Origin of the sequence: Lacticaseibacillus mingshuiensis (assembly GCF_016861785.1) — a bacterium.
Taxonomy (GTDB): domain Bacteria; phylum Bacillota; class Bacilli; order Lactobacillales; family Lactobacillaceae; genus Lacticaseibacillus; species Lacticaseibacillus mingshuiensis.
Window position 1 is genome coordinate 48,248 of sequence record NZ_BOLS01000011.1, and the last position, 26,329, is coordinate 74,576.

Consider the following 26,329-nt stretch of genomic DNA (forward strand, 5'->3'; position numbering starts at 1 on the left):
ATCGTCCTCCCTGTTGATTATTCAAGTGCTGCAGCACCGCCAACGATCTCGGTGATCTCGGTCGTGATGGCCGACTGTCGGGCCCGGTTATAGGTCACAGACAGATGAGAGATCAGATCATTTGCGTTATCGGTCGCACTCTTCATCGCGGTGGTCGACGCGGCATGCTCCGCTGTCTTCGCGTCCATAATGGCCCCGAAGATCAGACTTTCAGCATACTGCGGGAGAATCGCTTCAAGCACTTGTTCTGGATCCGGTTCGGTGATGTATTCGATCGGCTTGTCCGATACTTCATCGACATCAAGGTCAGAGATCGGCAGCATCCGTTCAGCGCGGAAAGCCGATGTCAGTGAATTGACATGATGGTTGTAGCAGACATAAAGCTCATCAAAGACACCACTATCGAACATCGTGACCGCGGTCTTAACGATCTCCCGCACCTCGTTAAAGGTCGGGATATCGGAGACCCCGCGGTACTCATAGGCGAGATTGACGCCACGGGCCTTGAAAAAGTCCGCGCCGACCCCACCGACAGCCATGATCACATAGTCATCGGCAGCCTGATGATCTTGTTTGATCATCTGCATCATTGCCTTCAGAATAGTGCTGTTATACGCCCCGACAAGGCCACGGTCAGAGGTGATGACCAGATAACCTGTTTTCTTGACAGGACGCTGCTCCAAAAGTGTGGCCAACTGCAGACGTGCTTTGTTGCCATCGCCGGCAAGCTCTGTGGCTTGTTCGCGTTCGATGGCGAGCAGCTGAGCGGCCGCCAAGTGCGTGACGATCTCACGCACTTTACCGGCATAGAGCTGATATTCACCAGCTCGCTTTTCGATCTGGGTCAATTTTGCCCCGGAGACCATCTGCATGGCCTGCGTGATCTGACCTGTTTTCTTGGTCGAAGCGATCTGGCGTTTGATGTCCATCAATGATTCAGCCATGCGGCACCTCCTTATTTCGCGGCGCTGCTGGTGAACCCATCGGCAAAGGCCTTGATGAGTGCATCAAGCTTATCAGTATCCGGTAATTGGCCTGTTTCGGCGATGGTCTTCAAAAGATCCGCGCCGTTGCTATCAGCATAATCGAACAGTTCGTTTTGGAACCGAGTGATATCATCGATCGGCACTGCATCCAGGAAGCCGTGGGTCAGCGCGTACAGGATCAAGACCTGCTTGGCCACTGGCAACGGCTTGTGAACGGGCTGCTTCAGCACTTCAACCGTCCGGCGACCACGATTGAGTTTGGCCTGAGTGGCCGCATCCAGATCGGAGCCGAACTGCGTGAAGGCTTCCAGCTCACGGAAGGACGCGAGGTCCAAACGCAAGGTCCCGGCAACTTTCTTCATCGCCTTGATCTGCGCATCCCCACCCACTCGGGAAACAGAGGCCCCAGCATCGATCGCTGGGCGTGTGCCTGAATAGAAGAGGTCGCTTTGCAGGAAGATCTGGCCATCGGTGATCGAGATCACGTTGGTCGGAATGTATGCAGAGATATCGCCGGCTTGCGTTTCGATGATCGGCAAAGCCGTCATCGAGCCCCCACCCAGTTTATCGGACAACTTCGCGGCACGCTCGAGCAAACGGGAGTGCGTGTAGAAGATATCCCCTGGGTAGGCTTCACGACCAGGCGGACGACGGAGCAGCAAGGAGAGCTCACGGTAAGCCGTGGCCTGCTTGGACAGATCATCGTAAATGATGAGGACATGCTTGCCGTTGTACATGAACTCTTCGCCCATCGCAGCACCGGCATAAGGCGCGATGTAGAGCATTGGGGCAGGTTCGGACGGCCCAGCAGAAAGCACGATGGTGTAATCCATCGCCCCGTATTTCTTCAGGGTCTCGACCTGGGTACGCACGGTCGAATCCTTTTGACCGATCGCAACGTACACACAGATCATGTTCTGGTCTTTTTGGTTGATGATCGTATCGATCGCGATCGAGGTCTTCCCGGTCTTACGGTCGCCGATGATCAATTCACGTTGGCCACGACCGATCGGGACCAAGGCGTCGACCGCTTTGAGCCCTGTCTGCAATGGTTCGAAAACAGACTGGCGCTGCATGACGCCCGGTGCCTTGACTTCGATTGGACGAGTATGGTCGGTCTGAATCGGACCATTGCCGTCGATGGGCTGACCCAGCGCGTTGACCACGCGCCCGATCATATTTTCACCGACAGGCACTTCCATGATACGGCCAGTTCGCTTGACCTGGTCACCTTCACGAATGTCGTCAAAATCCCCCAAAATAATGATACCCACATCATTGGTCTCGAGGTTTTGCGCCATCCCGTATGAGCCGTTGCTAAACTGCAACAATTCACTGGCCATCGCATTTTCAAGGCCTGTTGCACGTGCGATCCCGTCACCGACGTAGGTCACCGTGCCGACTTCTTGAACATCGAGGTCATCATGGTAATTTTCTAGTTGTTTTTTGATGAGAGAACTGATTTCCTCAGTCTTGATGCTCATCCGGTTCACCTCTTCACTTTCGCTATTTGGCTGTCAGCAATGTGTGGAGCTTCTTCAGTCGAGTGGCGACTGTGCCATCGATAATGGCGGTCCCAGTCTCGACTTTGACGCCGCCCACAATGTGCGCATCAACCTTTTGGGTAAGGGTCACACGCTGGACGTCAAATTTCTTTGCGATTGCTTGGCGTAATGCCGCTGCCTGATCGTCGGTCAAAGCAACAGCTGTGGTCGCGGTCGCGGACAAAATGCCGTTGGTCGCTTCATAGCGTCGCTCATAATCGTCGATCACATCTTTGAGCCCGCCGATGCGGCCGTTGCCGGCCAAAATCGTGAGCAGATTTTTCACCAAGTCACTGGCGCCATCAGACATGGCGGCCACCAGCTCAGTTTTTGCCTGCTGCGGGACAGTCTGAGATGTGAGCAGTTGCATCAGGCCAGCTTCTTGCTCGACCACGCCGAGCAAAGCCTGAAGTTCATCATGGACCTGTGATTGAAGCTGCTGGTCTTCAGCCGCTTCAAACAAGGCCTTGGCATAGCGCGGTGCCACAGCGCGATCAGTCAACGCCATTGGCATCACCTAAGCCTTTGATGTAATCGTCGATCAGCGCCTGCTGATCGGCTGCGTTCAGTTCCTTACCGATGATCTTCGTTGCAATTGCAACGGAGAGTTCGGCAACGTCGTCCTTCGCACTCGCAAGCGCATCTTGGCGCTCTTGGGCGATGTCGGCACTCGCATTTTGCTTCAACGTCGCGACTTCTTGCGTCGTGGTATCGAGCATTTGCTGACGCTGCTTTTCACCGTTTTCCTTCGCCGTATTGACGATCTTGACGGCATCGGCGCGGGAGTTCTTGAGCTCTGCCTCACGCTTTGCTTGGAGGGTCTGCGCCTCATTACGCGCGTTTTCTGCGTAATCCAGGTCACCATCGACCTTGGTCTGGCGCTCTGTCATGATCTTGGTGACTGGTTTCCACGCAAAATGCCCGACCAAAATAAGCAGGACAACAAACGTCGCGACCAGAAAAAGCGTATCACCTAATGTAGCCATTGATCATGCCACTCCTTTCTAGACAAGATAGTCGGTGCTTACTTGGCGAGTAGCAACATGAACGCGATAACGATCGACATGATCGGAACAGCTTCGATCATGCCGACACCGATGAACATGGTCCCACGAAGCTGACCGGAGATCTCCGGCTGGCGTGCCATACTCTCAAGCGTCTTGGAGATGACTTGGCCGTTACCATAGGATGCGGCAAGCGCGGCAAAGGCGGATGCGATAGCAGCTGCGATGTAGTTCATATTCTTTTCCTCCTATTATTCCGAAACTACCTTGTGCGAGGTGTAGACCATCGCCAGGGTGACAAAGATATATGCTTGGATCGAACCAATGAAGACTGAGAACCCTTGCCAGATGATCTCCAGCAGGAATCCTGCAACAAAGCTGACTGGACCGCCAGCACCGGAAAATGCAAGCTGTCGAACAAGCAGAAGCAGGACTTCCCCAGCATAGATATTCCCATAAAGACGTAGCGCCAATGTGATAAAGTTGGTAAACTCTTCGATCACATTGATCGGTGCCAAAAATGCAACTGGCGAAACGTATCCCTTCAGATACCCGGAAATGCCCTTGACAGCGACCCCGAAGAAATGCGACATCACTAGGACGATCAGCGCGAGGCCCATCGTGATCACAGGATCAGCAGTCGGCGAGCGGAACCAGGTCAAACCGCCAGCATCGACCTGGAAGATCAGCCCAATCTGGTTGCTGACAAAGATGAAAACAAACAGCACCAATGCCAGAAGCCCAAATCGATTGCCTTCAGGACCCGGCATCGCCTGTTTGACGATTCCATTGGTGAAGTCGATCAGATATTCCAAGACATTTTGCTTGCCCCCTGGTCTCAGCTGCGGCTTGCGCGCCAGCCAAAAGAGCAAGAAAAATACGATCACGGCGGAGACCAAGATCGCAATGTCGTTGGTCAGATTGAAATGGAGCCCGAGAAATGTAACATAGGGATATTTTTCGTTCACAGAATTCACCTCCTTGCAAAACTGACTCGCTAGTATGTATGAAAGCCGCAAGCGGCCGTGCTTGCCAGCGCGCGAGTTTTAAAAATCGCGGTATGACGGATACAGATCCCCCAAAACACAACCATTACTGTAACACCATTCACATGAAAAGACAAAACGATTCATGGTTTTTTAATGCCTACCACACGGGGCTTTTCATCGTTTTTTTCAGTGAAAGCGGCTTCTTTTCAGCCGGATGGCGGTGCAGTTTGACAAGTGTATGACGGACGCCACGCAAGCGCGCGACACTGAACCGCAACTCCCCTGTTTTACACCTTGTAAGTACGAAATGCTAGTCATCCCCGCAACTTTAGAAAATCGTAAGCTGAAAAAGGGTGCGTAGGCTCGCGGGATGGTGGGGTAGCTAACTTGGCTTGGGCGCTTGGTGGCGCTCTTAGCCACCGAGTGCACAAGACAGTTAGATGTCCCCACCATTCGAGCCGAAGCCCAACTGCAAGGGGTGCGGAGCGGGGCGCTTTGGGGCGAGCAGCTAGTTTGGCCCAGACGCTTGGGGCTGGTCTTGGCCCCGAGTAACTGGGTCAACTAGATGTCCCACCCCTGCCCCGCGGAGCCCAACTAAAAAAGGGTGCGTAGGCTCGCGGGATGGTGGGGCAGCTAACTTGGCTTGGGTGCTTGGTGGCGCCCCTTGCCACCGAGTGCACAAGACAGTTAGATGTCCCCACCATGCGAGCCGGAGCCCAACTGCAAAGGGTGCCCAGACTCACGATGCTCGAAAACGGCGGCATCAAAAAAGGTTGAGCTTTCACTCAACCTTAATAGTAGCATCTTTACTTTGTCCCAAACAACCGGTCACCTGCGTCACCAAGTCCTGGCACGATATAGCCATTTTCATTCAGATGATCATCGAGCGCAGCGGCGTAGATGTCGACATCCGAATTTTCGTCTTGAACAGCCTTGACCCCTTCAGGCGCCGCAACCAAAACGACCAGGCGAATGCTCTGGGCGCCGCGCTTCTTCAGCGCCTCGATGGCCATGTTAGCGGAGCCACCGGTCGCCAGCATTGGATCGACAATGATCATGTCACGCTGGTCGATGTCAGCAGGCATCTTTACGAAATACTCGTGCGGCTTAAGCGTCTTTTCATCGCGGTACATGCCGACGTGGCCGACCTTGGCTGCCGGAATGAGTTCCAAAACGCCATCGACCATGCCCAATCCTGCGCGCAAGATCGGCACGATGCAAAGCTTCTTACCAGCGAGCTGCTTTTGAACCGTTTTGCCCATCGGGGTCTCGATCTCGACGTCCTCCAGTGGCAGGTCGCGCGTGATCTCGTACACCATCAACTCCGCGATCTCGTTTGCGATCTCGCGAAACTCTTTGGTGCCTGCATTCTTATCCCGAATCAAGGTCAGCTTATGCTGAATCAGCGGGTGGTTCAAAACCGTAAATTTGCCCATGCAAGGGTCCTCCTTCGATCATATGACATGCGCCTTGCCGCCCACGCGGGGCAACAAGGCGCAACTGTAAGTGCACAAAACCTTTCCTATGATAAAGGATGAGCCCCTGTGAGCGCAAGTACTGACTGGCGAATTTCATCAAGTTTTGCTTGATCGTCGCGCTCAGCAATGGCCCGTGAGATCAAATGGGCGACTGTCTTGCATTCAGCCGGGCTAAAACCGCGCGTCGTGATCGCCGCAGTCCCAACGCGAATAGCCGAAGTCTTGAACGGCCCATTTTGCTCGCCAGGAATCTGATTCTTGTTGGCTGTGATCATCACGCTGTCCAGTAAGTCTTGCACCTGCCGGCCATTGAGCCCGTAGCCCGTTACATCGACCAACACCAGATGATTGTCGCTGCCGCCCGAGATCAACCGCAGCTGCGGATCATCCAGGAAGCCCTCGCACATGGCTTGCATGTTGGTGACCACGGCCTTGGCATAATCCTTGAACTCCGGACGCAGCGCCTCGCCCAAGGCAACAGCCTTTGCCGCGATCACGTGATCCAGTGGGCCGCCTTGCGTGCCGGGGAAAACAGCGGCGTTCAGCGCCTTGCCATATTGTGCCTTGGCCAAGATCATGCCGCCGCGGGGGCCGCGCAAGGTCTTATGGGTGGTGGTCGTCACGACATCAGCATACGGCACCGGATTTTGGTGCTGCCCACCCGCGACAAGCCCGGCGATATGCGCCATGTCGACCATCAAAAACGCGCCGACGCGATCCGCGATATCGCGGAACTTGGCAAAATCGATGGCGCGGCTATAGGCAGAGGCGCCGGCGACGATCATTTTCGGATGCAGCTCAAGCGCCTGCTCGAGGATCCGGTCGTAGTCGAGCAACCCGGTCTCGGGGGCCACGCCGTAATGATAGAAGTGATAGATCTTGCCGGAAAAATTCATCGGCGCCCCATGCGTCAAATGGCCGCCATCGGTCAGATCCATGGCCAGCACCTTGTCCCCATTTTCCAAAAAGGCACTGTAGGCGGCTTCGTTGGCCTGCGAGCCGGAATGTGGCTGAACGTTCGCGTATTCGGCGCCAAACAACTCCTTTGCGCGGTCGATCGCCAGTTGCTCGATCACATCGATGTATTGATTGCCGCCATAGAACCGGTGGCCGGGATAACCTTCCGAGTACTTGTTCGTGAGCACGGAGCCCTGGGCGGCGCGAACCGCCGGACTCACAATGTTTTCTGAGGCGATGAGTTCAATGTTGTGCTGCTGGCGTTCTTCCTCATCGTGAATCGCACCAAAAACGGCCGGGTCTTGCGTCATCATGTCCATAAAAAAGCCCTCCATTTTCAAGATAGCCTCATCATATCAGAACATTGTCATTCAGTCTTGCGAAAAGTGTTCGTTCCCAGCGGATTTTAATAGGCGGTTCATGTAAGCGGCACCGAGGCCATCTGCCGGAAATGCTTGGGCGAGAATCAGCGTCACCGTGGGATGCAGGTCGAACCAGCGCAGCCCCGCAAACAGCGCGTGCGTCGCCGTGGTGACATCGCTGCCTAGCGTGTACGTCGGCACAGCCGGGTCGACCGTCGTCAAAATATCATCACAGGCCAACACCCCAAATGGCTGACCACTTGCCTGCGCCCAGTCGATCGCGGCCGGAAATTGCGCCGGGGTATCCACCACCACGACCTGAGCCGCTGGGGCGTAATGTTTGTATTTCATCCCAGGCGCTTTGGGCGTCTCCTTGGCGCCAACGTGATGATGATCGGATTGCACCTCGCCGATCACCGGCGCCAGCTCGGCCGGGCCGATCTTGCCGGGCCGCAAGATCGCCGGTGGCTGCACGGTCATGTCGATCACCGTCGACTCCACCCCAACCGTTGTGGGCCCATCATCGAGCACACCGGCGATGCGGCCGTCAAAATCATGCAGCACATGTTCGGCGCGGGTGGCGCTGGGTTTGCCGGAAATATTTGCGGATGGCCCGACGATCGGCACCCCCGCCTCGGCGATCAACGCGCGCGTCAATGCGCTGGCCGGCATCCGAAACGCCGCCGTCTGCAGGCCGCCTGTGACCACCATCGACAAGGCGCCAGGCAAAATCGGCAGAATAATGGTCAACGGACCAGGCCAAAAAGCGGCCATCAATTTTGCGGCATCCGGTGTCACAGTCGCAAACCGTGCCACCATCGCGGGATCCGCGACCGTCACGATCAGCGGGTTATCCGCTGGCCGATGCTTCGCCTCAAATACCTTGAGGGCCGCCTTCGCGCTGGTTGCATCCGCCCCCAGCCCATAAACGGTCTCGGTGGGAAAAGCGACGACCTCCCCCGCCCGAATCAGCGCCGCCGCTTCCGCCAGATCATCCTTACCAAATTTTTTTGTTTCCATTATATATCCCCTCGTCTCGTGCCTTGGTTCAGATCGATTTTAAAATGCCAGCCGCACCATCCGCGGATGGCCGGCCATATCTTGCCGGAACGTCGCCGTCGCTTCCGGCACCGCCGCCGCAAACAACGCGGCCAGGGCGGGCTGCTGATGATAGCCAAATTCTAGATACACGCACCCGCCTGGCGTCAGATGGGCGCCGACCTGCTCGGTGAACGCTCGAAATAACGCGAGCCCCTCCTCTTCGGCAAACAGCGCAAGGCCAGGTTCAAACTTGAGCGTGCTGGCGTCCATCACCGGCGTTTCGCTGCGCGCGATATACGGTAGATTGGCGATGACAAAATCAAAACGCTGATCGCCCAGCGCCGCAAACAAGTCGCTTTGCACAAAAGTCGCCTGACGCTTCAATCGTGTCGCGTTCCTCTGGGCAACGGCCAAGGCCGCAGCTGACACGTCGCTGAGCGTCATCCGACAATTCGGCAAGAGCTGTGCCAACGTGAGGCCGATCACGCCACTGCCAGTGCCAACATCCAGCCCGCTGGTCGCATTGGCCTCATCTTCAGCCGCCCAGGCCACCAACTCTTCCGTTTCAAATCTGGGAATCAAAACAGCCGGTGTCACGTTGAACAGGTCCCCGTAAAACGGGGCGACACCGACGATGTATTGCGGCGGCTCATTGTTTTGCAGGCGGGCGACATCTTCTTGAAACTGCGCCCACAACGCAGGCGGCATCGCGTCGCCGCGGTGGAGCTGCAGGCCACTGGGCGAAAAGCCGCCCCGAATCTCAAGCACATACCGCGCCCCATCCGCATCATTGCGACCGGCCAGCTCACCCGCCGCCCAGCGTAGCGCCTGGTCATAGGTCTCAGTCATTGATCGATTCCAGCTTATTCGTCTGATCCTGCACGATCAGCGCGTCGATGATATCCGCAAGCTCCCCGTTCATGATGCGGTCCAACTTGTTGAGGGTCAGATTGATGCGGTGGTCCGTCACCCGATTTTGCGGGTAATTGTAGGTCCGGATGCGCTCCGAGCGATCTCCTGAACCGATCGCCGTTTTCCGCTTGGCCGCATATTCATCCGCGTTTTGGCTTTCGTAAAAATCATAGACACGCGAGCGCAAGATCTGCATCGCCTTGGCGCGGTTTTGCTGCTGGGAACGTTGGTCTTGCATGGTGACCACGATGCCTGTCGGTAAATGCGTCATCCGCACCGCACTGGACGTCTTGTTGATATGCTGCCCACCAGCACCGCTGGAGCGGTAAACATCGGTGCGAATGTCTTTGGGGTCGATATCGAGATCCACCTCATCGTATTCCGGCATGACCCCGACCGTGGCCGTTGACGTATGCACCCGGCCGGCGCTTTCTGTGACCGGCACGCGCTGCACGCGATGCGCCCCATTTTCGTATTTAAGCTTGGAATAAACGCTCTCGCCGGTGATCAAAACAGAAACTTCCTTATAGCCGCCGACCTCGGTTGGATTTTCATCGATGATCTCGGTGGTCCAGCCCTGCTTTTCCGCGTACTTCATGTACATCGACAAGAGGTCGCCGGCAAACAGGCTCGCCTCGTCGCCGCCAGCCGCGCCGCGGATCTCCATGATGATGTTCTTATCATCGTTGGGGTCCTTGGGCAGCATCAGCCGCTTGATCTGATCTTCCAGCTGGCCCTGCTCCGGCTCAAGTGAAGCCAAGTCCTCCTTGGCCAACTCCTCCAGTTCGGGATCCTTGCTGGTCGCAAGCAGGTCCTTGCTTTCCTCGATGTCGTCTTTGACCTGCTTGTATTTGCGGTAGGCGGCGACGACCTCGCGCATGCTGCCTTCCTCTTTTGACAACGCCATGTAGCGCTTCGTATCCTGAATGACTTCCGGATCGCTCATCAATTCCTGCAGTTCGTCATAGCGATCCAGCAAGCCATCCAACTGTTCAAAGATCTTATCCATGTTGCCTCCTAGGCCTTTAACTCTTCAGGCGGAAAATAATAATGGTGCCGGCAGACCGGAAAATAGCTCTCGTTGCCGCCGATCTGTATCTGCTCGCCGGAATAAACGGGCACGCCGTCATGCACGCGCAAGTTCATCGTGGCTTTTTTGGCGCAGAACCAGCAGATCGTTTTCATCTCTTCGATCTTGTCGGCATACAGGAGCAGGTATTTAGACCCCTCAAACAACTCATTCTTGAAATCATTTTTCAGGCCAAACGCCATCACCGGAATGTGGAGCTCATCGACGACCTTCGCGCATTCAAACACGTGATGCTTTTCCAAGAACTGCGCTTCATCGATCAGCACGCAGGCCGCGCCGGCATCCAGTTCCTTGACTAGGTCAAAGACGTTGGTGTCGTGGTGAATCGGCACAGCCGCGCGTTCCATGCCGATGCGGCTGGCGATCACGCCCACGCCAGATCGATCATCGACCGCGCTGGTCAAGATGATCACTTGCTTGTGCTGCTCCTCATAGTTATGGGCGACTTTCAAGATCTCGATCGTTTTCCCCGAGTTCATCGCGCCGTAGCGGAAAAATAATTGCGCCATGGTGAAGCTCCTTCCTTATTCTGCACAAACAACGGGCGTCTGCGCAAAAACACTGGCTCCAGTATACCAAATTTCACGAGATTGAACACGGCTGGCGGTGGCAAGCGGTTCTCAGTTTCGGTGATTTGGGTGGATGAAACTGGTCGATGAGTCGCCGCCCTGTTTCTCCGCTTAAGTTTTGCCGTCGTTCCGCCGCGGGGCCTGAAGATATGCTATCATCAAAGATAAACAAGGGGGGACGCAATTGACAACGCGCAATTCCGCCAAAGCCGGCCTGGCCACGATCGTCGGGCGCAGCAGCTATTGGTTTTTACACACATTTCTCAAAGGCGGCAGTTCGCTTCCCGGCAAACTCGCACAGCGCATCGACCCGAGCGTTTTGGCCGCGCTGGGCAAAGATTATGACGTGATCGTCGTCACCGGCACCAACGGCAAGACGCTGACCACCAATTTGATCGTCAAAGTGCTCCGCCAAAAATATGACGACATCTTGACCAACCCCACCGGTAGCAACATGATGCAGGGCATCATCGCCGCCTTTTTGGCCCATGGTCGCGGCAAGTCCCGTGCTGGCCAACGCAAATTAGCGGTGCTGGAAGTCGATGAAGCCAACGTCGCCCCGGTCGCCAACTACTTGCATCCCAAGATGTTCGTGTTGACCAACATTTTTCGCGACCAAATGGACCGCTATGGCGAGTTCTACACGACTTACCAAAAGATCCTGAACGGGATCCAGCTAGACGCTAGCGCCCAAGTCATCGCAAATGGCGATGCGCCGATCTTCAGCTCCCGGCCGCTGGACAATCCCGTTTCCTATTATGGGTTTGAATTGGCGGACCAAAGAACGACAGACGTCATGGCCCCGCCGAACACGGATGGCGTGCTTTGCCCCGTTTGTGAGCACATTTTGCACTACCGCGGCATCACTTATGCCAACCTCGGCAATTATTTCTGCCCGAATTGCGGCTTCAAGCGTCCCGCGCTGGCTCATGCCGTGACGGCGGTGCGCGACCTCACGCCGACCAGCTCCCAATTTGCGATCGACGGCCATGAATTTTCCCTGCAGATCGGTGGCACGTATAACGTCTACAATGCGCTGGCTGCGTACACGGTCGGCGCCGCATTTGGCATCACCCCCGCGCAAGTCAGCCAAGCGTTTGCCTATGACGAGAAAGTGTTTGGCCGCCAAGAGGAGATCAGCCTCGATGGCAAGGCCGTCACCTTGATCTTGGTGAAAAATCCGGTCGGGCTCAACGAGGTCCTCGCCATGATCCAGCGCAATCAGGAACCATTTTCCTTTGCGATGCTGCTCAATGCAAAATACGCAGATGGCACCGACACTAGCTGGATCTGGGACGGCAATTTCGAACAATTGGTTCAAAGCGGCAAAGCCACCAGCTACCTGGTCGGCGGCGAGCGCTACAAAGATATCGCGTTTCGGATGCAAGTCGCCGGCGTGCCGGAAGCCGAATTGGTTCAGCGCCCCGATCTCGGCGACGTGATCACCGCGCTCAAAGAAGCCCCAAGCCAGCATGTCTATGTGCTGGCGACCTACACCGCCGTGCTGCAGTTGCGCAAGAAATTAAGCGAGGCTGGCTATATCAAAGCTGGTTTTTAAAACAGGGTGCGGAGGGTGCGCGGGCTGGCCGAGCATAGAACTAAATTCACAACCTATTCCTAACAAAAAGGCGACACGCAGAATTATGCGCGTCGCCTTTTGCTTATTCTTCAGCCTTGCCCGGCGTGGACGTGATGATGTCCATGTCGCCGGTGAATGCCCAGTGTTCGATCTGATTTGGAATGATGAAGTGGATGCCTTTTTTGATCGGATAGGACTTGCCATCCGCTTCGAAGGTGCCGTTGCCGGCCAAAACAGAGACCAGCGTGTATGGCGCCTCGCGATCAAAGTCCAAGGACCCCTTGAGCTGAATGCGATAAACAGAGAAGAACGGTGACAGCGGAGCGGTCACAAAGGTCGTGACAGTCGAGTCGCCGCGTTTTTCCGTTTGAATGTCGAGCTTTGGATCCTGGGATGGCACAGTGGTCGTGTCGATGCTTTGCTGCAGGTGCAGCTCACGCTTTTTCCCATCGGCGCCGACGCGGTCGTAATCATACAGCCGGTATGTCGTGTCGGAGCTCTGCTGAGTCTCGAGCACCATGATGCCCTTGTTCAGCGCGTGGATGGTGCCACTTGGAACATACACAAAGTCACCAGTCTTGACCGGCACCTTGCGCAGCAGATCGTCCCAATCGCCGTCATGGATCATCTGCGCCAATTCCTCGCGGGTCTTGGCGTGATGGCCGTAAATGAGATACGAGCCGGGATCGGCTTCGATGACATACCAGCACTCGGTCTTGCCGAGCTCGCCGGGACGCTCGTGGGCCTTTGCGTAGGCATCATCTGGGTGCACCTGCACCGAGAGGCTATCGTTGGCATCGAGGATCTTCGTCAACAGCGGGAAGACTTTCCCCTGCTGATGGCCAAAATACTCCTGATGATCCGCCCAGGCCTGGTCCAGCGTCAAGCCTGCCAGCGGACCATTTTCGATCACGTTCGGGCCATTTGGATGCGCCGAGATCGCCCACAGCTCGCCGATCTTGCCGTCTGGAATGGTGTAGCCAAAATCGGTCTCAAGCTTGCGCCCGCCCCAGATCTTTTGATGAAAGACTGGTTCCAAAAAAATTGGTTCCGTCAAAATGTTCACTCCTATCCTGTTTCGTACAGGCCTCATTCTAGCATATTCAGGCCGGTGATGAAGCGCTTGCGAGAAATCCGGCCACGATTTCGTCACGCCTGGCCAAAAAATCTAGGTTGACCCGCGGATGCACGCGGTTCGTCAGCACGATGAGCCCGCGCTGCAGTTGCGGCTGCAGGAGCCAAAACGTGCCAGTGTACCCTGTGTGGTACAGCCACAACGCCCCGGCCCCCTGGCGCAAGTCCCAGCCCAGGGTGCGTCCCAGTCCATTTTTCGTCTGGTCACGCACCAGATCGCGGTAGGCCAGCGCCGGAAACGCAGCCGCCTGACGCGTGCCAAACACGAACTCCGAAAATCGCACCAGATCACCCAACGTCGCAAACAGTCCGGCAGCGCCGCTATGTGCCCCTAAGATCGCACTTTTGGGATCATGCACCAGCCCGCGCCGCACCCGCTGCGTCGTGTCATCATAGCTGGTTGGGACGCACTGCGCCGGATCCGGGTGAAAACTCGCCCCACTCAGCCCAAGCGGCGTGAGCACCCGCGTTTCGATCAGGTCCTGAATCGGCGCCCCATAGATCGTTTCCAGCGCCCAGCCTACCAGCAGCAGATTAACGTCCCGGTAAACGACTTGCCGATCACATTCACCCGTGACCTGCATCGCCTCGATCAACGCCGCCTTCAGTGCTTTGGCCGGCAAGCTGTCGCGGTGTGGAATGTAGCCCTCAAGCCCCGACGTGTGCGTCAGCGCCTGGCGAAATGTGGTCGGCTGGTGAAATCCTGGAATAAAGTCCGCCAATGCCGCATCCGGCGTCACCCGTTTTTCCTCAACCGCTTGTAAAAAGACGGTGGTGGTGCCCAGCACCTTCGTCAGGCTAGCTAGATCATAGGCCATGTTCGGGCGCAAGGGTTCCGCCGTGGGCAACACCTGCGCCATGCCTGCCACATGCGTTGCAACGCTGTCTGGCGCCAAGACTGCCCAGCTAGCCCCTGGCACAATGTGGTCGGTGATCAATTGCGTGATCGCGTCATCTGTTTCTGTCATACGGACTCCTTTTGCGCTACAGCACACTGAACCACATGGTCAACCGGTTCGGCCCGGCCGCCATCAAGTAGCGCTTCTTTTCATCATAATGATAGGAGCTTCCCGGCGCGGTGGCAAGGTTCGCGCGCAGCAGCCGCAAGATCAGCGTGTTGGGTACCACCAGATTGACATACTTGGCGCCAAAATGGTCCGGCATGGGCGGCAGCGCGCGTGGGTCCTCCTCCAGCGTCAGCATGATGTGCATGGTGGCGTTGCCGACCGTCAGCGAAAATTGGCCAGGTGACTGCTTGCCCGGCAGCTCGTCAAACCCAAGCACCTGCGTCACATACGGGAGCGTCTCTGCCAGCGAATGCACCCGCACGACCAGTTGCCCCAGGGTGGTCCCGACCGGCATCGTGCGCTCGTCCGCCCCGCCCGCAAACAAAGCCGGTGCAGCGGCGATTCGGTCCGCACTGCGCCAGCGATACCCCGGCGGCTTGGTCGGTCCCTCTTCGTCATAGGCAAACGTCACCGCATTGCCAAGCGGATCGACCGTCGTGAAGCCCAGCCCCCAAGTGGTGGTAAAACCTTGCACCTTTTCCCGGGCGGACACCCGCCGATACGCCGCCAGCAGGCTTGGCCGAGTGGGCAGCATCACCGAAAACCCGCTGAGGCCCGTCAACGGCCCATTTGGCTGAAGCCCCACGACTTCTTGCAAGATCAGCAAAACTTTGCGGTCAGCGTGAATGCCCAGCATCACCTGCTTCTCTTTTTCCTGAAGGGTCTCAAACCCCATTTGCCGATACCAGTCTGCGACCGGCTCAGCCTCCGCCACTTTCAGCGCGATGAAACCGATGCGTGTGGCCGCATCCAAAATAAAATGCCCCTTCACGACCATCGCCCCCTTTGCGCAAAGCATACACGCAGACGAGGAAAAAAGCTGGAATCCGGTCTGGAAAAGGGTGCGCAGGCTCGCGGGATGGAGGGGCAGCTAACTTGGCTCGGGTGATTGAGGCGCACTTCGCCTCGAGCACACGAGACAGTTAGATGTCCCCGCCATGCGAGCCGAAGCCCAACTGCAAAAGGGTGCGCAGGCTCGCGTTTAGGGGTGGGCAGCTAGCTTGGCCTAGGTGCTTGGTGGCGTCCCTTGCCACCGAGTGCCTAGGTCAGCTAAATGTCCCACCCCTGCGAGCCGAAGCCCAACTGCAAAAGGGTGCGCAGGCTCGCAACAAAGAACGTTGCCCTGCGACAAAATATCGTTGTCCTAGTGCCAGTATCGCGCCCTGATGTTACAGCAGTGTCGTGGTCCAATTGTCCGGGTCCGAACAGCTACGGATTCGATCACCCAGTCCAAAGAACGGACCTGGCGCTTGGACCGCTTACCTGTCGGACCCAAAAGCGGCATTTGTCCCACTTCCAAAAAAAGATCCGGCCACCGCCGCAATGCGACGAGGCCGGATCAATATTGTGCGCTTAGATCTCAACATTCCCAGAGAACTGACTGTTGTACAGATCGGCGTAGAAGCCGTTTTTCGCCATCAATTGATCATGGTTCCCGGTCTCGACGATCGAGCCGTGGTTCATGACAATGATGTTGTCCGCATCCCGGATCGTACTCAGTCGGTGGGCGACGACGAAACTCGTCCGGCCCTTGAGCAACCGACCCATCGCGTGCTGGATGTGCACCTCAGTCCGGGTGTCGACGGAGCTAGTCGCTTCATCCAAGATCAAGATGTCCGGATCGGCGACAAACGCCCGGGCGATGGTCAACAGCTGGCGCTGGCCTTGCGAGATATTGGACGCGTCTTCGTTCAAGACCGTGTCGTACCCCTTCGGCAGCTGACGGACAAAGTTATCCACATGCGCCGCCTTGGCTGCTTCAAGGATCTGCTCCTTGGAGGCATCTTCGCGGCCATACTTCAAGTTGTCCCAAATGGTGCCGGTGAACAGCCAAGTATCCTGCAGAACCATCGCAAAATGGCTGCGCAAGTCTTCTCGACTCATGTCACGGGTATCCGTGCCATCGAGGCGAATGGAACCGCCTTTGACATCATAGAAGCGCTCGAGCATGTTGATGACGGTGGTCTTGCCGGCCCCGGTCGGCCCAACGATGGCGATCATCTCGCCTGGCTTGACGGCCAGCGAGTAATCTTCCATCAAGATCGGGCTGCCATCATAGCCAAACTTGACGTGATCCATGACCAGTTTGTTCGGATCATTTTCAACGGCTGGCACAGGCAGACCAGAAGGCTTGTCCTCCATGTCTTTTTCGTCCAGCACTTCAAAGACACGTTCCGCAGAAGCGACGGTGTTTTGAATGGTGTTGGCGAGGTTGGCCAGCTGTGAGATCGGCTGGGAGAACTGCTGGGTGTATTGCAGAAACGCCTGCACATCCCCAATCGAGACAGAGCCGTTGGAAACGCTGATGCCCCCGATGATGGCGACGAAGACGTAACCGATGTTATTCAGGAACGTCATCAGCGGCATGATGATGCCAGAAACGAACTGCGCTTTCCACGCGGCATTGTAGAACTGCTGGTTTTCCTTTTCGAAGTTGGCCATCACCACGTCTTCACGGTTGAAGGACTTGATGATCACCTGGCCGGAATAATTTTCTTCGACCTGGTTGTTCAAGAGACCAAGTGCTTTTTGCTGAGCGGCAAAATAGCGCTGCGACTTCGGGGCCACGATGCCGACAATGACCAAGGAAAGTGGAATGGTGACCAGCGCGATCAAGGTCATTTTCCAACTGATCGTCAGCATCATCCACAATGTCCCAATAAAGGTGACCGTCGATGTGACCAACTGCGTGAGACTCTGTTGCAGGGTTCCAGCGATGTTATCCATATCGTTGATCGCACGGGACATGATATCCCCGTTGCTGTGGGTGTCGTAATAATTGATCGGCACCGTCTGCATCTTGCCCTTGAGCTCCTTGCGCAGGTCATACACGGTGCGCTGAGAGATGCGGGTCATGATGTACTGCTGCAAGAAGCTAAACAGCGCAGACGCCAGGTACATGAAGATGACGATGATAATGATGTTCTCGATCTTGCCAAAATTGATTGGGAACTCCGTCATCTTGATGCCGGCCTTTTGCATGGCGGCACCCTTCATGTAGCCCTTAAAGATCTCGGTGGTCGCCTGGCCTAAGACTTTTGGCGTCCGGATCTGGAAGATCGCGGACACGATCGCCAGCAGGACAACGATCACGATGCCGGCCAGCCGGGACTTCATGTAGCCGAACAAACGGAACGTGGTGCCCCAGAAATTCTTTGGCTTTTCAACCAAGCCACCCGGGCCATGGCCAGGGCCGCCGGGGCCGCGCATTGGACGATTCGTCGATTTCGTATCTTCTGCCATTACGCTTCGTCCCCTTCCCTGATCTGCGACTTGATGATCTCTTGATAGGTATCATTGGTTGCCTTGAGCTCGGCATGGGTGCCGCGGCCGACCATCTTGCCGTCTTCCAGCACGAGGATCGTATCGGCATCCGCCACCGTCGACACACGCTGGCCGACGATCACGACAATACGCGAGGAAATCTTGGCGTCCTCTTTCAGTGCTTGACGCAATTCAGCATCCGTCTTAAAGTCCAGCGCGGAAAAACTGTCATCAAACACATAAACTGACGCGTCCTTGACTAAGGCGCGGGCGATCGCCAACCGCTGACGCTGGCCACCGGAGAAGTTGCCGCCGCCTTGCTCGACGTGATAATCCAGGCCTTCCGGATTTTCGCTGATGAAATCCTTGGCCTGCGCCACTTCAAGCGCATGCCAGATCTCATCATCCGTCGCATCTTCGTTGCCGTATTTCATGTTGTCGCGCACGGTGCCTGTGAACAGGTTGGCCTTTTGCGGCACAAACGCGATCTGGCGATGCAGTTCCTGCAGATCCAGATCCTTCACATTTTGGCCATCGACTTCAACGGCCCCTTCTTCCACGTCGTAAAAACGTGGCATCAGGTTGACCAAAGTCGATTTCCCAGCCCCGGTCCCGCCGATGATCGCCAATGTTTGACCGGCATGCATGTCAAAATCGATGTCGGTCAGCGCAGGTTCTTCAGCGCCGGCATAGCGGAACTTGACGTGATCAAAGCGCAACTGCGGCTTGTCCGTCGCCATTTCTTTTGGCGTCGCCGGGGACTGAAGCGTCGTGGTCTGAGCCAGCACTTCGTTGATTCGGACCGCAGACGCCTGGGCGCGCGGAATGAACACGAAGATCATCGACAGCATCATGAAACTCATGAGAATCTGCATCGCGTAAGTCAAAAACGCGATCATGTTCCCTGTTTCAAGCGACTGCTGGGCGATCAAGTGGCCGCCCCACCAGGTGATTCCGATGTTGGTCCCGGACATGATCAGCGTCATCACCGGAAACATCAAGGCCATGATGGAAAAGACTTTCACCGCGTTGTTGGTGTAATCCTTGTTGACGCCATCAAAACGGTCCTGTTCGAACTGATCCTGACGAAAGGCGCGAATGACGCGGACCCCGGTCAGGCCTTCACGGAAGACCAAGTTGATGTTATCGGTTTTCTTCTGCATCGCGCGGAACAGCGGCACGGCGAAATACATCACCACGCCCATGAACACCGCCATGATCGGCAAAACGATCAAGAAGATGTTGGTCAGCGCCGGGCTCTTTTGGTAAGCCAGAAACGCCGCGCCAACCAGCATGATCGGCGCCATGATCATCATCCGCAAGATCATGACCCAGACGTTTTGAATCTGCGTCACGTCGTTGGTGGTCCGGGTGATCAGGCTGCTTGCGCCGATCTGATCCATCTCATCATGCGAATAGTTGATCACTTTGCGATAAACATCTGAGCGAATACGTTGGCCCAGTTTCTGTGAGACCTTAGACGCCACATACACGTTGGCGACACTGGCGACCACACTTAAGATCGCAAAGGCGATCATTTTATACCCGGTCTTCCAGATATAATCGATATCGCCAGTCACGACCCCGTTGTTCACGATGTCCGCGGTCAGATTGGGCAGGTAAAGACTTGAAATCACCTGCACGATCATGAACCCGACCGCGGCCAGGATCGCCCACAGGGAGACCCTGCCTTTTGCGAGTTTGATCATTGCTTCTCCTCCTTTGTTTCACCGACGCCGAACTGCAACCAATCAAGTTGCTGGTCCAGACGCCGTTTTAATTCATCCGAACTGAGCTGTGCCCCACTGGCCAGCTGATTGAAATAATGGCCGATCGATTGCATCAACATCCCAAAGAGCTGATGAATCAAGACGCGCAGATCATCATCTGCCTTGACCCGCAGCCGGTCGCGGTCCACATTTTCCAACAAAAAAGACGCGAACTCGCCTTTCTTGGGGCCGTGTGGCGGCATGACCGGCCCAGTGCCTTCCCTCGCCATCTTATCCGCGGAATGAAAATCCATATACATGAATAGGTTGCCATAAAAGGCGTGGTACGGCCCAGTGGTGATCGTCTCGACCAGCCGCTCGACCACCTCATGCATGGTGGCAAACAGATCGCCGTGATTGGCGCTCAGTGCGTCTTTCAGCCAAACATTTGCACTTTGCCGAATCAGGTCCAGCAGGTAAAAGAAGACATCACTTTTATCTTCAAAATATTGATAAAAACTGCCGCGCGGAATGCCGGCTTCTTTGATAATATTGCTGATACTGGCATCGGCAAACGGCGCGCGAGAAAACTCGTTGTAGGCCGCGACGATCAAGCGTTGGCGCTTTTCATCTGCAAGCCGATAGAAGGTGGATTTAGGCATGGCCGCTCCTTTCATTGGGGTATGACGTTCTGTCATGTGACAAGTTGTCATTCTACGCGTCATGGTCATGCGGTGCAATGCTCTGTCTCGATTTTCACAAAAAAGTCATATTTAGACAGCAAACGGGTCCGCCTCTGGCCGCGGCCAGTGAGCAGACCCGTCATTTCTGTTTCTTCTATAAACTAGGCGTCGCCAGTGCAGCTGCCTGAGAAGCGGTGAGGTTCACCGCCACCACTTGCCAGGTGCCGGTAGTCTGATCAAAATCAAGCCGCGTCACACTGGTGTTTTTCAGTAAACCGATCGGCACCGACTGCGGCTTGACCCACTCGATCATGGCCGACAAACTCAGGCCATGCCCGACCACCAGCACGTTGCCGGATACCGGCGCCTGATCCGCGAGGCGCTGGAACACGTCGCGCATCCGCTTTTGCAGGGCCGGCAAGCTCTCTGCCTGGCCTGTGTCATCCAGCTTTTGAAAATTGCGGACCAATTTTGCGAAGCGGTCGCCGCCTTGCCACACCTGGGGCATCGCGCGCAGGCCGTAGCGCTGAACGGACAGGCGCATCACCTGGGCCGAGCTCATGCCTTCCAGCCCGCCGAAATAATATTCGCGCAGGCTGGCCAGGCGCATCAAGGCAGGGGCAGACGGCGTGGCCGCCAAAATATGCTGAGCGGTGGCAACGGCGCGCTTTCGGTCCGAGCTGTATGCCTGGGCAAACGGCACCTTGGCCAGCGCCGCACCCAATGCGTCGGCCTGCGCGACCCCCTTTTCAGTCAGCGGCGCATCCGTCACCCCCTGCATGTGCTGCTTGCGATTCATCTGTGTTTCGCCGTGACGCACTAGATAAAAATGGACTGTCATCTCGCATCCTCCATTCTATACATCGAGCTATTTTCATGCTATCATGCAAGGCGCAGGGCAACCAGCGACTTAAGACGGAGGCAGCGCGATGAAAATTCCCACGCAAGTTCTTGAATATTTGCACACCCATCCTCAGCAGGTCACATTGATTCGCCGAGGCTATTCAAATGTCATCGCGTTTGCCCTTTCTGACCAAGTCATTTTCCCATGCCAAGCGGAACTTTTTCCCGAGGAACGCCTCAACGCCTTTCGCTTGCCGGATGACTTCATCGTCAGCAATCAAAAATTGGTGCGCTGGCTGGCGGAGCTGATCGCGCCGGATGACCCCCAGGTACCAGAGGAGATCTGGATGACCACGAGCCACATTTCTGGCTCCGGCCATCTGTTCATCGAGGTCTCCTTTGAGTGAGCCCGTCAAAAAACTGCTGGCCCGCACCCTGCGCGCGTGTTTGCTCGCCGGCCTGCTGTGGCTAGGCGCCTTGAGCTTTGGCCTGCGTTGGCTCAGCTTCGCCGCCTTGGCCTTATTGATCTTCGCCGCCCTTTGCATCGGCTACGCAGGCTTTCTTTGGCTGCTCGACCATCACCAATGACCACCTCTAGTTTAGCACGCCGGCCAAAAGACCCACTAGCGCCATGTTTGCGGAAAAAACGCCACTTTTTAAAAAAGTCTGCAAATGCGGTTGACAGCTGGCGTGGTATTTTGTAAGATATTATTCGTTCGTTAAGTGCTTCACACTTATTGGGTAGTAGCGAAGTGGTAACGCAGTGGACTCTGAATCCATAATCATAGGTTCGATCCCTATCTACCCAATCACGACATGCAAAGCGGCGCACCGGAGCTGAAAAGCCTGGTGCGCCGCTTTTTGGCGTGCCGATGAGTGTGGCGGGTTTGAATCGCGGCCCCCAAATCTCGATAATATATGTCCGTTCATATGTTGGGCAATCGCAAAGAAAATTGAAAATGAAGATGTGGCGCACAATCAGTATGTCGTGGGAAGTCACTAAGAGCGAACAGAGAAGCCGCAGAACCAGACCCGCTCACCCTTTCGCCCCTTGCGTTTTAGGCGTACACTGGAATCAGCTTGAGAAAAGAGGGACACCAATGAAAAAATTGACTGCGTGCACATCGATCCTCGTTGGCAAAAATGCCAGCATCGATGGCAGCACAATGATCGCCCGCAACGATGACACCTTCCACGTCCTAGCGCCGCACCGCTTTTACATGCATCCGGCCTGGCATGGTGAAAAAGACTTGACCGTCACCTCACCGCTGAACGGTTTCACCGCCCCACTTCCGGAAAACGGCTACCGCTACAACGCGGTGCCAAACGTGGACACCGCCCAGTTTGGCGATTACGAAGAAAGTGGCATCAACGAAAAGAATGTCGCAATGTCTGCGACTGAAAGTACCTATGGCAACGAACGCACACTTGCCATCGACCCACTTGTTGAAGATGGACTGGATGAAGATCTGATGGTCAACATGGTCCTGCCTTTCATCGAAAGCGCTCGTCACGGCGTTGAATACCTGGGCCAGCTGATCGCCCAATACGGCTCGCCAGCTGGCAACTCGGTTCTGTTTGCCGATAAGAACAGCGCCTGGTACATGGAGATCGTCACCGGCCATCACTGGGTCGCCCAGCGTATTCCCGACGATGCTTATGCCGTGGCCGCCAACCAAGTCGCCATTCAGCAGGTCGATTTTGACGACCCAGACAATTTCATCTGGAGCAATGGCATCCAGGAATTTGTCGAAGCCAATAACCTGAATCCTGACAAAAACGGCTGGAACTTCCGCCACATTTTCGGCACGATGAACGAAAAAGACCGTCATTACAACACGCCGCGTGTCTGGTACGCGCATCACATTTTAAACCCGGAAACCCCTGAAGAGCCGGAAAGCGCCGAGTTGCCGTTCATCATGCACACCGACCACAAGATCACGCGCGAGGACATGGCTTACATTCTCGGCAGCCATTACAACGAGACACGGTTTGACCCGCTCGGCCACGGCGACGACGCCGACAAGCTGCGCTACCGCCCGATCGGCCTCAACCGCACGCAGAATTCGCACATTCTGCAGCTGCGCGGCAACAAGCCGGCTGGCCAAAGCGCGATCATGTGGCTGAACATCGGCATTCCAACTTACTCGCCTTATGTGCCGTTTTACACCAACGCCACGGACACGGATCCGAGCTACTCCCAGACGCCGCTGACGCTGGACCTCGACACGGATTCCGCCTACTGGTTGCACCGCAGCCTTGGCATGCTGGTCGAAAGTCATTACAGCAAGTTCATCCAGCAGGACCGCGATTATCTGACGGCGCTCAACCAAACGTTCCGCGCGCATGTGGCCAAGACGGATGCCGCCACCGCCGAACTGGTCGATAAGGACCTCACCGCGGCGCTGACCCAAGCGAATTACGACATCGTGGCCCAAGTTAAAGCCACCACAAAAAAAGAGATCGCTTCCTATTTGATGCAGGGCCTCGAGCAATCGCGCCTGACCTTCAACATGGATAAGAACCTGTAACCAAGTCACCAACCAGGCCACCTGCCGCATGATCGCGCAGGTGGTTTTTTAGTGCCCTGACGTCTTATAATAACGCTGGAGGTGATCGCCATGTCAAAAGAGCGGGTCAACGCACTGAGCGACGGCGTTTTTGCCATTTTGCTCACGATCTTGATTCTGGAATTCAAGCCTGAGACCATCGCGCCTGGGTCCTTGACGCATGTGGTCCTGCAGCAGGGTCCCCTGTTTCTGATGTACCTCATGTCGTATTTCTACGTCGGCACCAGCTGGCTGTTTCATCATGACTATTTTCAATACGTGAAAAAAACGGACCGGACGCTCAACATCTTGAATCTGCTGGTGTTGTTCACGGTGACCCTTGTCAATTACGCGATGGTGCTGCTCATCGAGGCGCTGACCAACGGCAACACCCAAGACATTCGCGTGGCGATCATCGTGTACGATATCGTGGCTTTGCTGATCTCGCTGTCGTTTCTGGTGCTGTATCGCTACCTCGAGCATCACGCCGAACTGCGCTCTCTCACCGGCATTGAGCAGCACTATCAGCGCATTCGCCTCGACCCCGCCCGCAGCGTGCTGATCTACCTGGCGTCAATGATCGCGGCCCTTTTTTCCAATGTGCTGGCGGGCCTGCTACTGGCGGCCGGGGTGCTGTTTCATTTCATCGCCTACCTACGTTTTTCGCGTGTCATCCACATCGGCGTCAAGCAGAAATCTTCAGATTGAGTAAAAAAACGCGCCGGGCTGTGCCGCCTCGCTGCGAAGGTGATACGCTATCGCAGATATGAGGTGAAAATTGGTATGAATCCAAAACTGATGCGCGGCTTTCGGCTGTACAATCTAACGCTATTGATCGTGACGCTGGGAAGCCTCGGCCTTCTGCTGCTAGAATTCCTAGGTGTGATCACCGCCCCAAGTCGACTGGCCCGCATCCTGACTGCGGTACTGCTGCTATTATTTAGCGCGGATTACCTGCTGCGGCTGTGGCTGGCAAAGGGCAAGGCCAATCTGCTGGCCAGCAATTCCTTCCACCTGTCCGCCTTGGTCCCCACCAGCGGCGTCCTGTCGCCCGAGCAGGTGAAAACAGTGTGGCAACGGCTGCGCCAATTGCGCCAGCGCCTCGTAACGCGTCTGCGCGATAAGACCGCCACGTTTCGGGCCCATGCCTCGCGTTTTCTGCATCGCGGTGGGTTGATCTATTACTTGATTCTCTCGGCGCTGCTGATCATCATCGTGTCCGTGATCTACGCGATCGCCGAGCACCAAAATTACGGCAACGCGCTGTGGTGGGCGGTCGTCACCGCCACCACCGTTGGGTATGGCGACATCTCCCCGCACACCTTGGTCGGCCGCATCACCGCGGTCGTCTTGATGTTCAACGGCATTGGGTTGATCGGTACCCTGACCTCCTCGATCACCGCCTATCTGGCCGACGATCGAAGCACCGCCCGCAGCTCGGTGGCAGAGGAGATCGCGCGCTTTGACGCCCTGCAAAAAAGCGGTGCGATCAGCGCGAAAGAATATGCGCATGAGAAGCGGAAACTGCTCAATAAGCGATAACCGCACAAAAAATCAAAAACGTCTGACCACTTCAATTTGCGGTCAGACGTTTTTTGATTTTGGCGAATTTTTTTGCCGCGGGCCTACGCAGCCTTTTTCAGTTGGGCTCCACGCGGCAGGTCTGAGGCATCTAACTGGTGCCGGCACTCGGGGCTAAGGGCGGCCCCACGCACCAGACCCTGTTAGCTGCTCAGACCTGGACGCCGCGCTTCGCACCCTTACAGTTGGGCTCCGGTGCGCACCTACGCACCCTTCTCTGCCAGTGTCGCCCAGAAGCTTGGAATGCCCAGCGCATCCAGGCGGCCATCGCCGTTAGTATCTTCGTACATGTCCACGAACTGCAGGCCGGCTTGAAGCTGGCCGCGCAGCTGCGTCTCCAGCGTGTGGGAGAACTGAATGCCGTCTTCCATCACATCCTTGCCAGCCAGCAGCGCAGGGTCCTTGATGGGATCAAAGGGCAGGCCGCGCACAATTTTTTCCTCGGCCTCATCCACGATGTAGTTGAGTCCGTTGTCCAGCCCGACCATCAGCCGCCCGCCCGGCTTCAAAATGCGCGCGCATTCGCGCCAAAGCGGCAGGACATCCTGGATGTAACAATTCGCGACCGGCTGGCAGATCAGGTCAAAAGATGCATCCGCAAATGGCAGCGGCTTGGTCATGTCGCCTTGCACAACGGTGAGCGAATACTGTTCGCGCGCCGCCACTGCGCGATCGCCGGCCAGTTGCGCCGAGGACAAGTCAAACACGGTGCCGACTGCGCCCATCGCGGCAAAAAGCGGCATCTGTTGGCCGCCGCCGGATGCCAGGCCAAGCACCTGCCGGCCGGCCATGTCTTGGAAAAACCAATTGCGTGGCACCGGCTTGGTCGGGGTCAGCAGCATTTTCCACTCCCCGGCCTGGGCCCGCTGATAGGCCTCGTGGCTGATTGGCTGGCCCCATTGCCACCCTGTTTTGACCCAGTGATCGATCACCTTGGCATTGGTCGCCGTATATGAATTCTCTGTCATGATAACGCCTCCTCGCTGCG

The 26,329-nt window shown here is 56.1% G+C and carries 26 protein-coding genes and 1 tRNA gene; 7 read left to right on the forward strand and 20 right to left on the reverse strand.

The features are described 5' to 3' along the window. Positions 1–17 precede the first annotated feature (17 nt). The 12 genes from JUE67_RS08085 to JUE67_RS08140 all read right to left on the reverse strand — a co-directional run bounded on the left by JUE67_RS08085 (position 18) and on the right by JUE67_RS08140 (position 10,872). Positions 18–944: a F0F1 ATP synthase subunit gamma gene (locus JUE67_RS08085; RefSeq protein WP_125697366.1), complete on the reverse strand. Its 927-nt coding sequence runs from the start codon at positions 942–944 to the stop codon at positions 18–20. A gap of 11 nt (positions 945–955) precedes the next feature. Next, complete coding sequence (gene atpA / locus JUE67_RS08090) at positions 956–2,470, reverse strand: F0F1 ATP synthase subunit alpha (protein ID WP_203627424.1); 1,515 nt, start codon at positions 2,468–2,470, stop codon at positions 956–958. A 22-nt stretch (positions 2,471–2,492) separates the two neighbouring features. Continuing rightward, positions 2,493–3,038 carry an ATP synthase F1 subunit delta gene (atpH, locus tag JUE67_RS08095; RefSeq protein ID WP_203627422.1) on the reverse strand — a complete coding sequence of 182 codons (546 nt, stop codon included), beginning with the start codon at positions 3,036–3,038 and terminating at the stop codon, positions 2,493–2,495. After that, the gene (gene atpF / locus JUE67_RS08100) at positions 3,025–3,516 is read right to left on the reverse strand and encodes a F0F1 ATP synthase subunit B (RefSeq protein ID WP_203627420.1); all 492 of its coding nucleotides are present in this window, start codon (positions 3,514–3,516) and stop codon (positions 3,025–3,027) included. Before atpF ends, atpH begins: the two co-directional genes overlap by 14 nt. 38 nt (positions 3,517–3,554) lie before the next feature. After that, positions 3,555–3,770 carry a F0F1 ATP synthase subunit C gene (atpE, locus tag JUE67_RS08105; RefSeq protein WP_203627418.1) on the reverse strand — a complete coding sequence of 72 codons (216 nt, stop codon included), beginning with the start codon at positions 3,768–3,770 and terminating at the stop codon, positions 3,555–3,557. Between the two features lie 15 nt (positions 3,771–3,785). Further along, positions 3,786–4,502, reverse strand: a complete 717-nt coding sequence (atpB, locus tag JUE67_RS08110; protein WP_203627417.1) for a F0F1 ATP synthase subunit A — start codon at positions 4,500–4,502, stop codon at positions 3,786–3,788. A gap of 827 nt (positions 4,503–5,329) precedes the next feature. Then, a complete protein-coding gene (gene upp, locus JUE67_RS08115; protein ID WP_203627415.1) occupies positions 5,330–5,959 on the reverse strand; it encodes a uracil phosphoribosyltransferase in 630 nt (209 codons plus the stop codon). A gap of 86 nt (positions 5,960–6,045) precedes the next feature. Next, positions 6,046–7,278: a serine hydroxymethyltransferase gene (glyA, locus tag JUE67_RS08120; RefSeq protein WP_203627414.1), complete on the reverse strand. Its 1,233-nt coding sequence runs from the start codon at positions 7,276–7,278 to the stop codon at positions 6,046–6,048. Positions 7,279–7,329: 51 nt separating this feature from the next. After that, a complete protein-coding gene (locus JUE67_RS08125; RefSeq protein ID WP_203627412.1) occupies positions 7,330–8,340 on the reverse strand; it encodes an L-threonylcarbamoyladenylate synthase in 1,011 nt (336 codons plus the stop codon). A 39-nt stretch (positions 8,341–8,379) separates the two neighbouring features. Next, complete coding sequence (gene prmC / locus JUE67_RS08130) at positions 8,380–9,210, reverse strand: peptide chain release factor N(5)-glutamine methyltransferase (protein ID WP_203627407.1); 831 nt, start codon at positions 9,208–9,210, stop codon at positions 8,380–8,382. Next, the gene (prfA, locus tag JUE67_RS08135; protein ID WP_203627405.1) at positions 9,203–10,282 is read right to left on the reverse strand and encodes a peptide chain release factor 1; all 1,080 of its coding nucleotides are present in this window, start codon (positions 10,280–10,282) and stop codon (positions 9,203–9,205) included. The genes prmC and prfA overlap by 8 nt, the downstream gene beginning before the upstream one ends. An 8-nt stretch (positions 10,283–10,290) precedes the next feature. Next, entirely contained in the window at positions 10,291–10,872 is a 582-nt protein-coding gene (locus tag JUE67_RS08140; protein WP_203627403.1) for a thymidine kinase, read from the reverse strand. A 244-nt stretch (positions 10,873–11,116) separates the two neighbouring features. Between JUE67_RS08140 and JUE67_RS08145 the strand changes: the two genes are divergently transcribed. Next, the gene (locus JUE67_RS08145) at positions 11,117–12,490 is read left to right on the forward strand and encodes a Mur ligase family protein (RefSeq protein ID WP_203627401.1); all 1,374 of its coding nucleotides are present in this window, start codon (positions 11,117–11,119) and stop codon (positions 12,488–12,490) included. Between the two features lie 103 nt (positions 12,491–12,593). Here the strand turns inward: JUE67_RS08145 and manA are convergent, their stop codons facing one another. The 7 genes from manA to JUE67_RS08180 form a co-directional block, all read right to left on the reverse strand. After that, a complete protein-coding gene (manA, locus tag JUE67_RS08150) occupies positions 12,594–13,604 on the reverse strand; it encodes a mannose-6-phosphate isomerase, class I (RefSeq protein WP_203627399.1) in 1,011 nt (336 codons plus the stop codon). Between the two features lie 10 nt (positions 13,605–13,614). Beyond that, positions 13,615–14,613 carry a serine hydrolase domain-containing protein gene (locus tag JUE67_RS08155; RefSeq protein ID WP_203627397.1) on the reverse strand — a complete coding sequence of 333 codons (999 nt, stop codon included), beginning with the start codon at positions 14,611–14,613 and terminating at the stop codon, positions 13,615–13,617. Positions 14,614–14,629: 16 nt separating this feature from the next. Further along, positions 14,630–15,511, reverse strand: coding sequence for a VOC family protein (locus JUE67_RS08160; protein WP_203637116.1), 882 nt, complete (start codon positions 15,509–15,511; stop codon positions 14,630–14,632). 554 nt (positions 15,512–16,065) lie between these two features. Further along, a complete protein-coding gene (locus JUE67_RS08165; RefSeq protein ID WP_203627393.1) occupies positions 16,066–17,955 on the reverse strand; it encodes an ABC transporter ATP-binding protein in 1,890 nt (629 codons plus the stop codon). Further along, entirely contained in the window at positions 17,955–19,685 is a 1,731-nt protein-coding gene (locus JUE67_RS08170; RefSeq protein ID WP_203627391.1) for an ABC transporter ATP-binding protein, read from the reverse strand. The genes JUE67_RS08165 and JUE67_RS08170 overlap by 1 nt, the downstream gene beginning before the upstream one ends. Beyond that, a complete protein-coding gene (locus tag JUE67_RS08175) occupies positions 19,682–20,347 on the reverse strand; it encodes a TetR/AcrR family transcriptional regulator (protein WP_203627389.1) in 666 nt (221 codons plus the stop codon). The genes JUE67_RS08170 and JUE67_RS08175 overlap by 4 nt, the downstream gene beginning before the upstream one ends. Positions 20,348–20,522: 175 nt before the next feature. Continuing rightward, positions 20,523–21,209, reverse strand: coding sequence for a histidine phosphatase family protein (locus JUE67_RS08180; protein WP_203627387.1), 687 nt, complete (start codon positions 21,207–21,209; stop codon positions 20,523–20,525). A gap of 88 nt (positions 21,210–21,297) precedes the next feature. Here JUE67_RS08180 and JUE67_RS08185 point away from each other — a divergent pair, with 88 nt between their 5' ends. From JUE67_RS08185 to JUE67_RS08210, 6 genes are all read left to right on the forward strand, one after another. Continuing rightward, complete coding sequence (locus tag JUE67_RS08185; protein WP_203627385.1) at positions 21,298–21,618, forward strand: hypothetical protein; 321 nt, start codon at positions 21,298–21,300, stop codon at positions 21,616–21,618. Further along, a complete protein-coding gene (locus JUE67_RS08190; RefSeq protein WP_203627383.1) occupies positions 21,611–21,799 on the forward strand; it encodes a hypothetical protein in 189 nt (62 codons plus the stop codon). Before JUE67_RS08185 ends, JUE67_RS08190 begins: the two co-directional genes overlap by 8 nt. A gap of 150 nt (positions 21,800–21,949) precedes the next feature. Further along, positions 21,950–22,020 (forward strand) — tRNA-Gln (locus JUE67_RS08195). Between the two features lie 291 nt (positions 22,021–22,311). Then, the gene (locus JUE67_RS08200; RefSeq protein WP_203627381.1) at positions 22,312–23,742 is read left to right on the forward strand and encodes a C69 family dipeptidase; all 1,431 of its coding nucleotides are present in this window, start codon (positions 22,312–22,314) and stop codon (positions 23,740–23,742) included. A gap of 90 nt (positions 23,743–23,832) precedes the next feature. Further along, a complete protein-coding gene (locus tag JUE67_RS08205; RefSeq protein WP_203627380.1) occupies positions 23,833–24,468 on the forward strand; it encodes a TMEM175 family protein in 636 nt (211 codons plus the stop codon). A 75-nt stretch (positions 24,469–24,543) separates the two neighbouring features. Next, entirely contained in the window at positions 24,544–25,302 is a 759-nt protein-coding gene (locus JUE67_RS08210) for a potassium channel family protein (protein WP_203627378.1), read from the forward strand. A 242-nt stretch (positions 25,303–25,544) separates the two neighbouring features. On the opposite strand, the gene JUE67_RS08215 is transcribed toward JUE67_RS08210, so the two are convergent. Next, on the reverse strand, positions 25,545–26,309 hold the full coding sequence (locus JUE67_RS08215) for a class I SAM-dependent methyltransferase (protein ID WP_203627376.1): 765 nt from the start codon (positions 26,307–26,309) through the stop codon (positions 25,545–25,547). Positions 26,310–26,329 lie beyond the last annotated feature (20 nt).

Excerpts from the sequence above, each read along its gene's own strand:
- JUE67_RS08210 (WP_203627378.1), top strand. The coding sequence starts at position 24,544 with ATGAATCCAAAACTGATGCGCGGCTTTCGGCTGTACAATCTAACGCTA.
- JUE67_RS08205 (WP_203627380.1), top strand. The coding sequence starts at position 23,833 with ATGTCAAAAGAGCGGGTCAACGCACTGAGCGACGGCGTTTTTGCCATT.
- JUE67_RS08180 (WP_203627387.1), bottom strand. The coding sequence starts at position 21,209 with ATGACAGTCCATTTTTATCTAGTGCGTCACGGCGAAACACAGATGAAT.
- JUE67_RS08160 (WP_203637116.1), bottom strand. The coding sequence starts at position 15,511 with ATGCTTTGCGCAAAGGGGGCGATGGTCGTGAAGGGGCATTTTATTTTG.
- JUE67_RS08155 (WP_203627397.1), bottom strand. The coding sequence starts at position 14,613 with ATGACAGAAACAGATGACGCGATCACGCAATTGATCACCGACCACATT.
- JUE67_RS08215 (WP_203627376.1), bottom strand. The coding sequence starts at position 26,309 with ATGACAGAGAATTCATATACGGCGACCAATGCCAAGGTGATCGATCAC.
- atpA (WP_203627424.1), bottom strand. The coding sequence starts at position 2,470 with ATGAGCATCAAGACTGAGGAAATCAGTTCTCTCATCAAAAAACAACTA.
- JUE67_RS08185 (WP_203627385.1), top strand. The coding sequence starts at position 21,298 with ATGAAAATTCCCACGCAAGTTCTTGAATATTTGCACACCCATCCTCAG.
- prmC (WP_203627407.1), bottom strand. The coding sequence starts at position 9,210 with ATGACTGAGACCTATGACCAGGCGCTACGCTGGGCGGCGGGTGAGCTG.
- JUE67_RS08175 (WP_203627389.1), bottom strand. The coding sequence starts at position 20,347 with ATGCCTAAATCCACCTTCTATCGGCTTGCAGATGAAAAGCGCCAACGC.
- atpF (WP_203627420.1), bottom strand. The coding sequence starts at position 3,516 with ATGGCTACATTAGGTGATACGCTTTTTCTGGTCGCGACGTTTGTTGTC.
- JUE67_RS08085 (WP_125697366.1), bottom strand. The coding sequence starts at position 944 with ATGGCTGAATCATTGATGGACATCAAACGCCAGATCGCTTCGACCAAG.
- prfA (WP_203627405.1), bottom strand. The coding sequence starts at position 10,282 with ATGGATAAGATCTTTGAACAGTTGGATGGCTTGCTGGATCGCTATGAC.
- upp (WP_203627415.1), bottom strand. The coding sequence starts at position 5,959 with ATGGGCAAATTTACGGTTTTGAACCACCCGCTGATTCAGCATAAGCTG.
- manA (WP_203627399.1), bottom strand. The coding sequence starts at position 13,604 with ATGAGGCCTGTACGAAACAGGATAGGAGTGAACATTTTGACGGAACCA.
- glyA (WP_203627414.1), bottom strand. The coding sequence starts at position 7,278 with ATGGACATGATGACGCAAGACCCGGCCGTTTTTGGTGCGATTCACGAT.
- atpH (WP_203627422.1), bottom strand. The coding sequence starts at position 3,038 with ATGGCGTTGACTGATCGCGCTGTGGCACCGCGCTATGCCAAGGCCTTG.
- JUE67_RS08165 (WP_203627393.1), bottom strand. The coding sequence starts at position 17,955 with ATGGCAGAAGATACGAAATCGACGAATCGTCCAATGCGCGGCCCCGGC.
- JUE67_RS08140 (WP_203627403.1), bottom strand. The coding sequence starts at position 10,872 with ATGGCGCAATTATTTTTCCGCTACGGCGCGATGAACTCGGGGAAAACG.
- JUE67_RS08125 (WP_203627412.1), bottom strand. The coding sequence starts at position 8,340 with ATGGAAACAAAAAAATTTGGTAAGGATGATCTGGCGGAAGCGGCGGCG.
- atpE (WP_203627418.1), bottom strand. The coding sequence starts at position 3,770 with ATGAACTACATCGCAGCTGCTATCGCATCCGCCTTTGCCGCGCTTGCC.
- JUE67_RS08170 (WP_203627391.1), bottom strand. The coding sequence starts at position 19,685 with ATGATCAAACTCGCAAAAGGCAGGGTCTCCCTGTGGGCGATCCTGGCC.
- JUE67_RS08200 (WP_203627381.1), top strand. The coding sequence starts at position 22,312 with ATGAAAAAATTGACTGCGTGCACATCGATCCTCGTTGGCAAAAATGCC.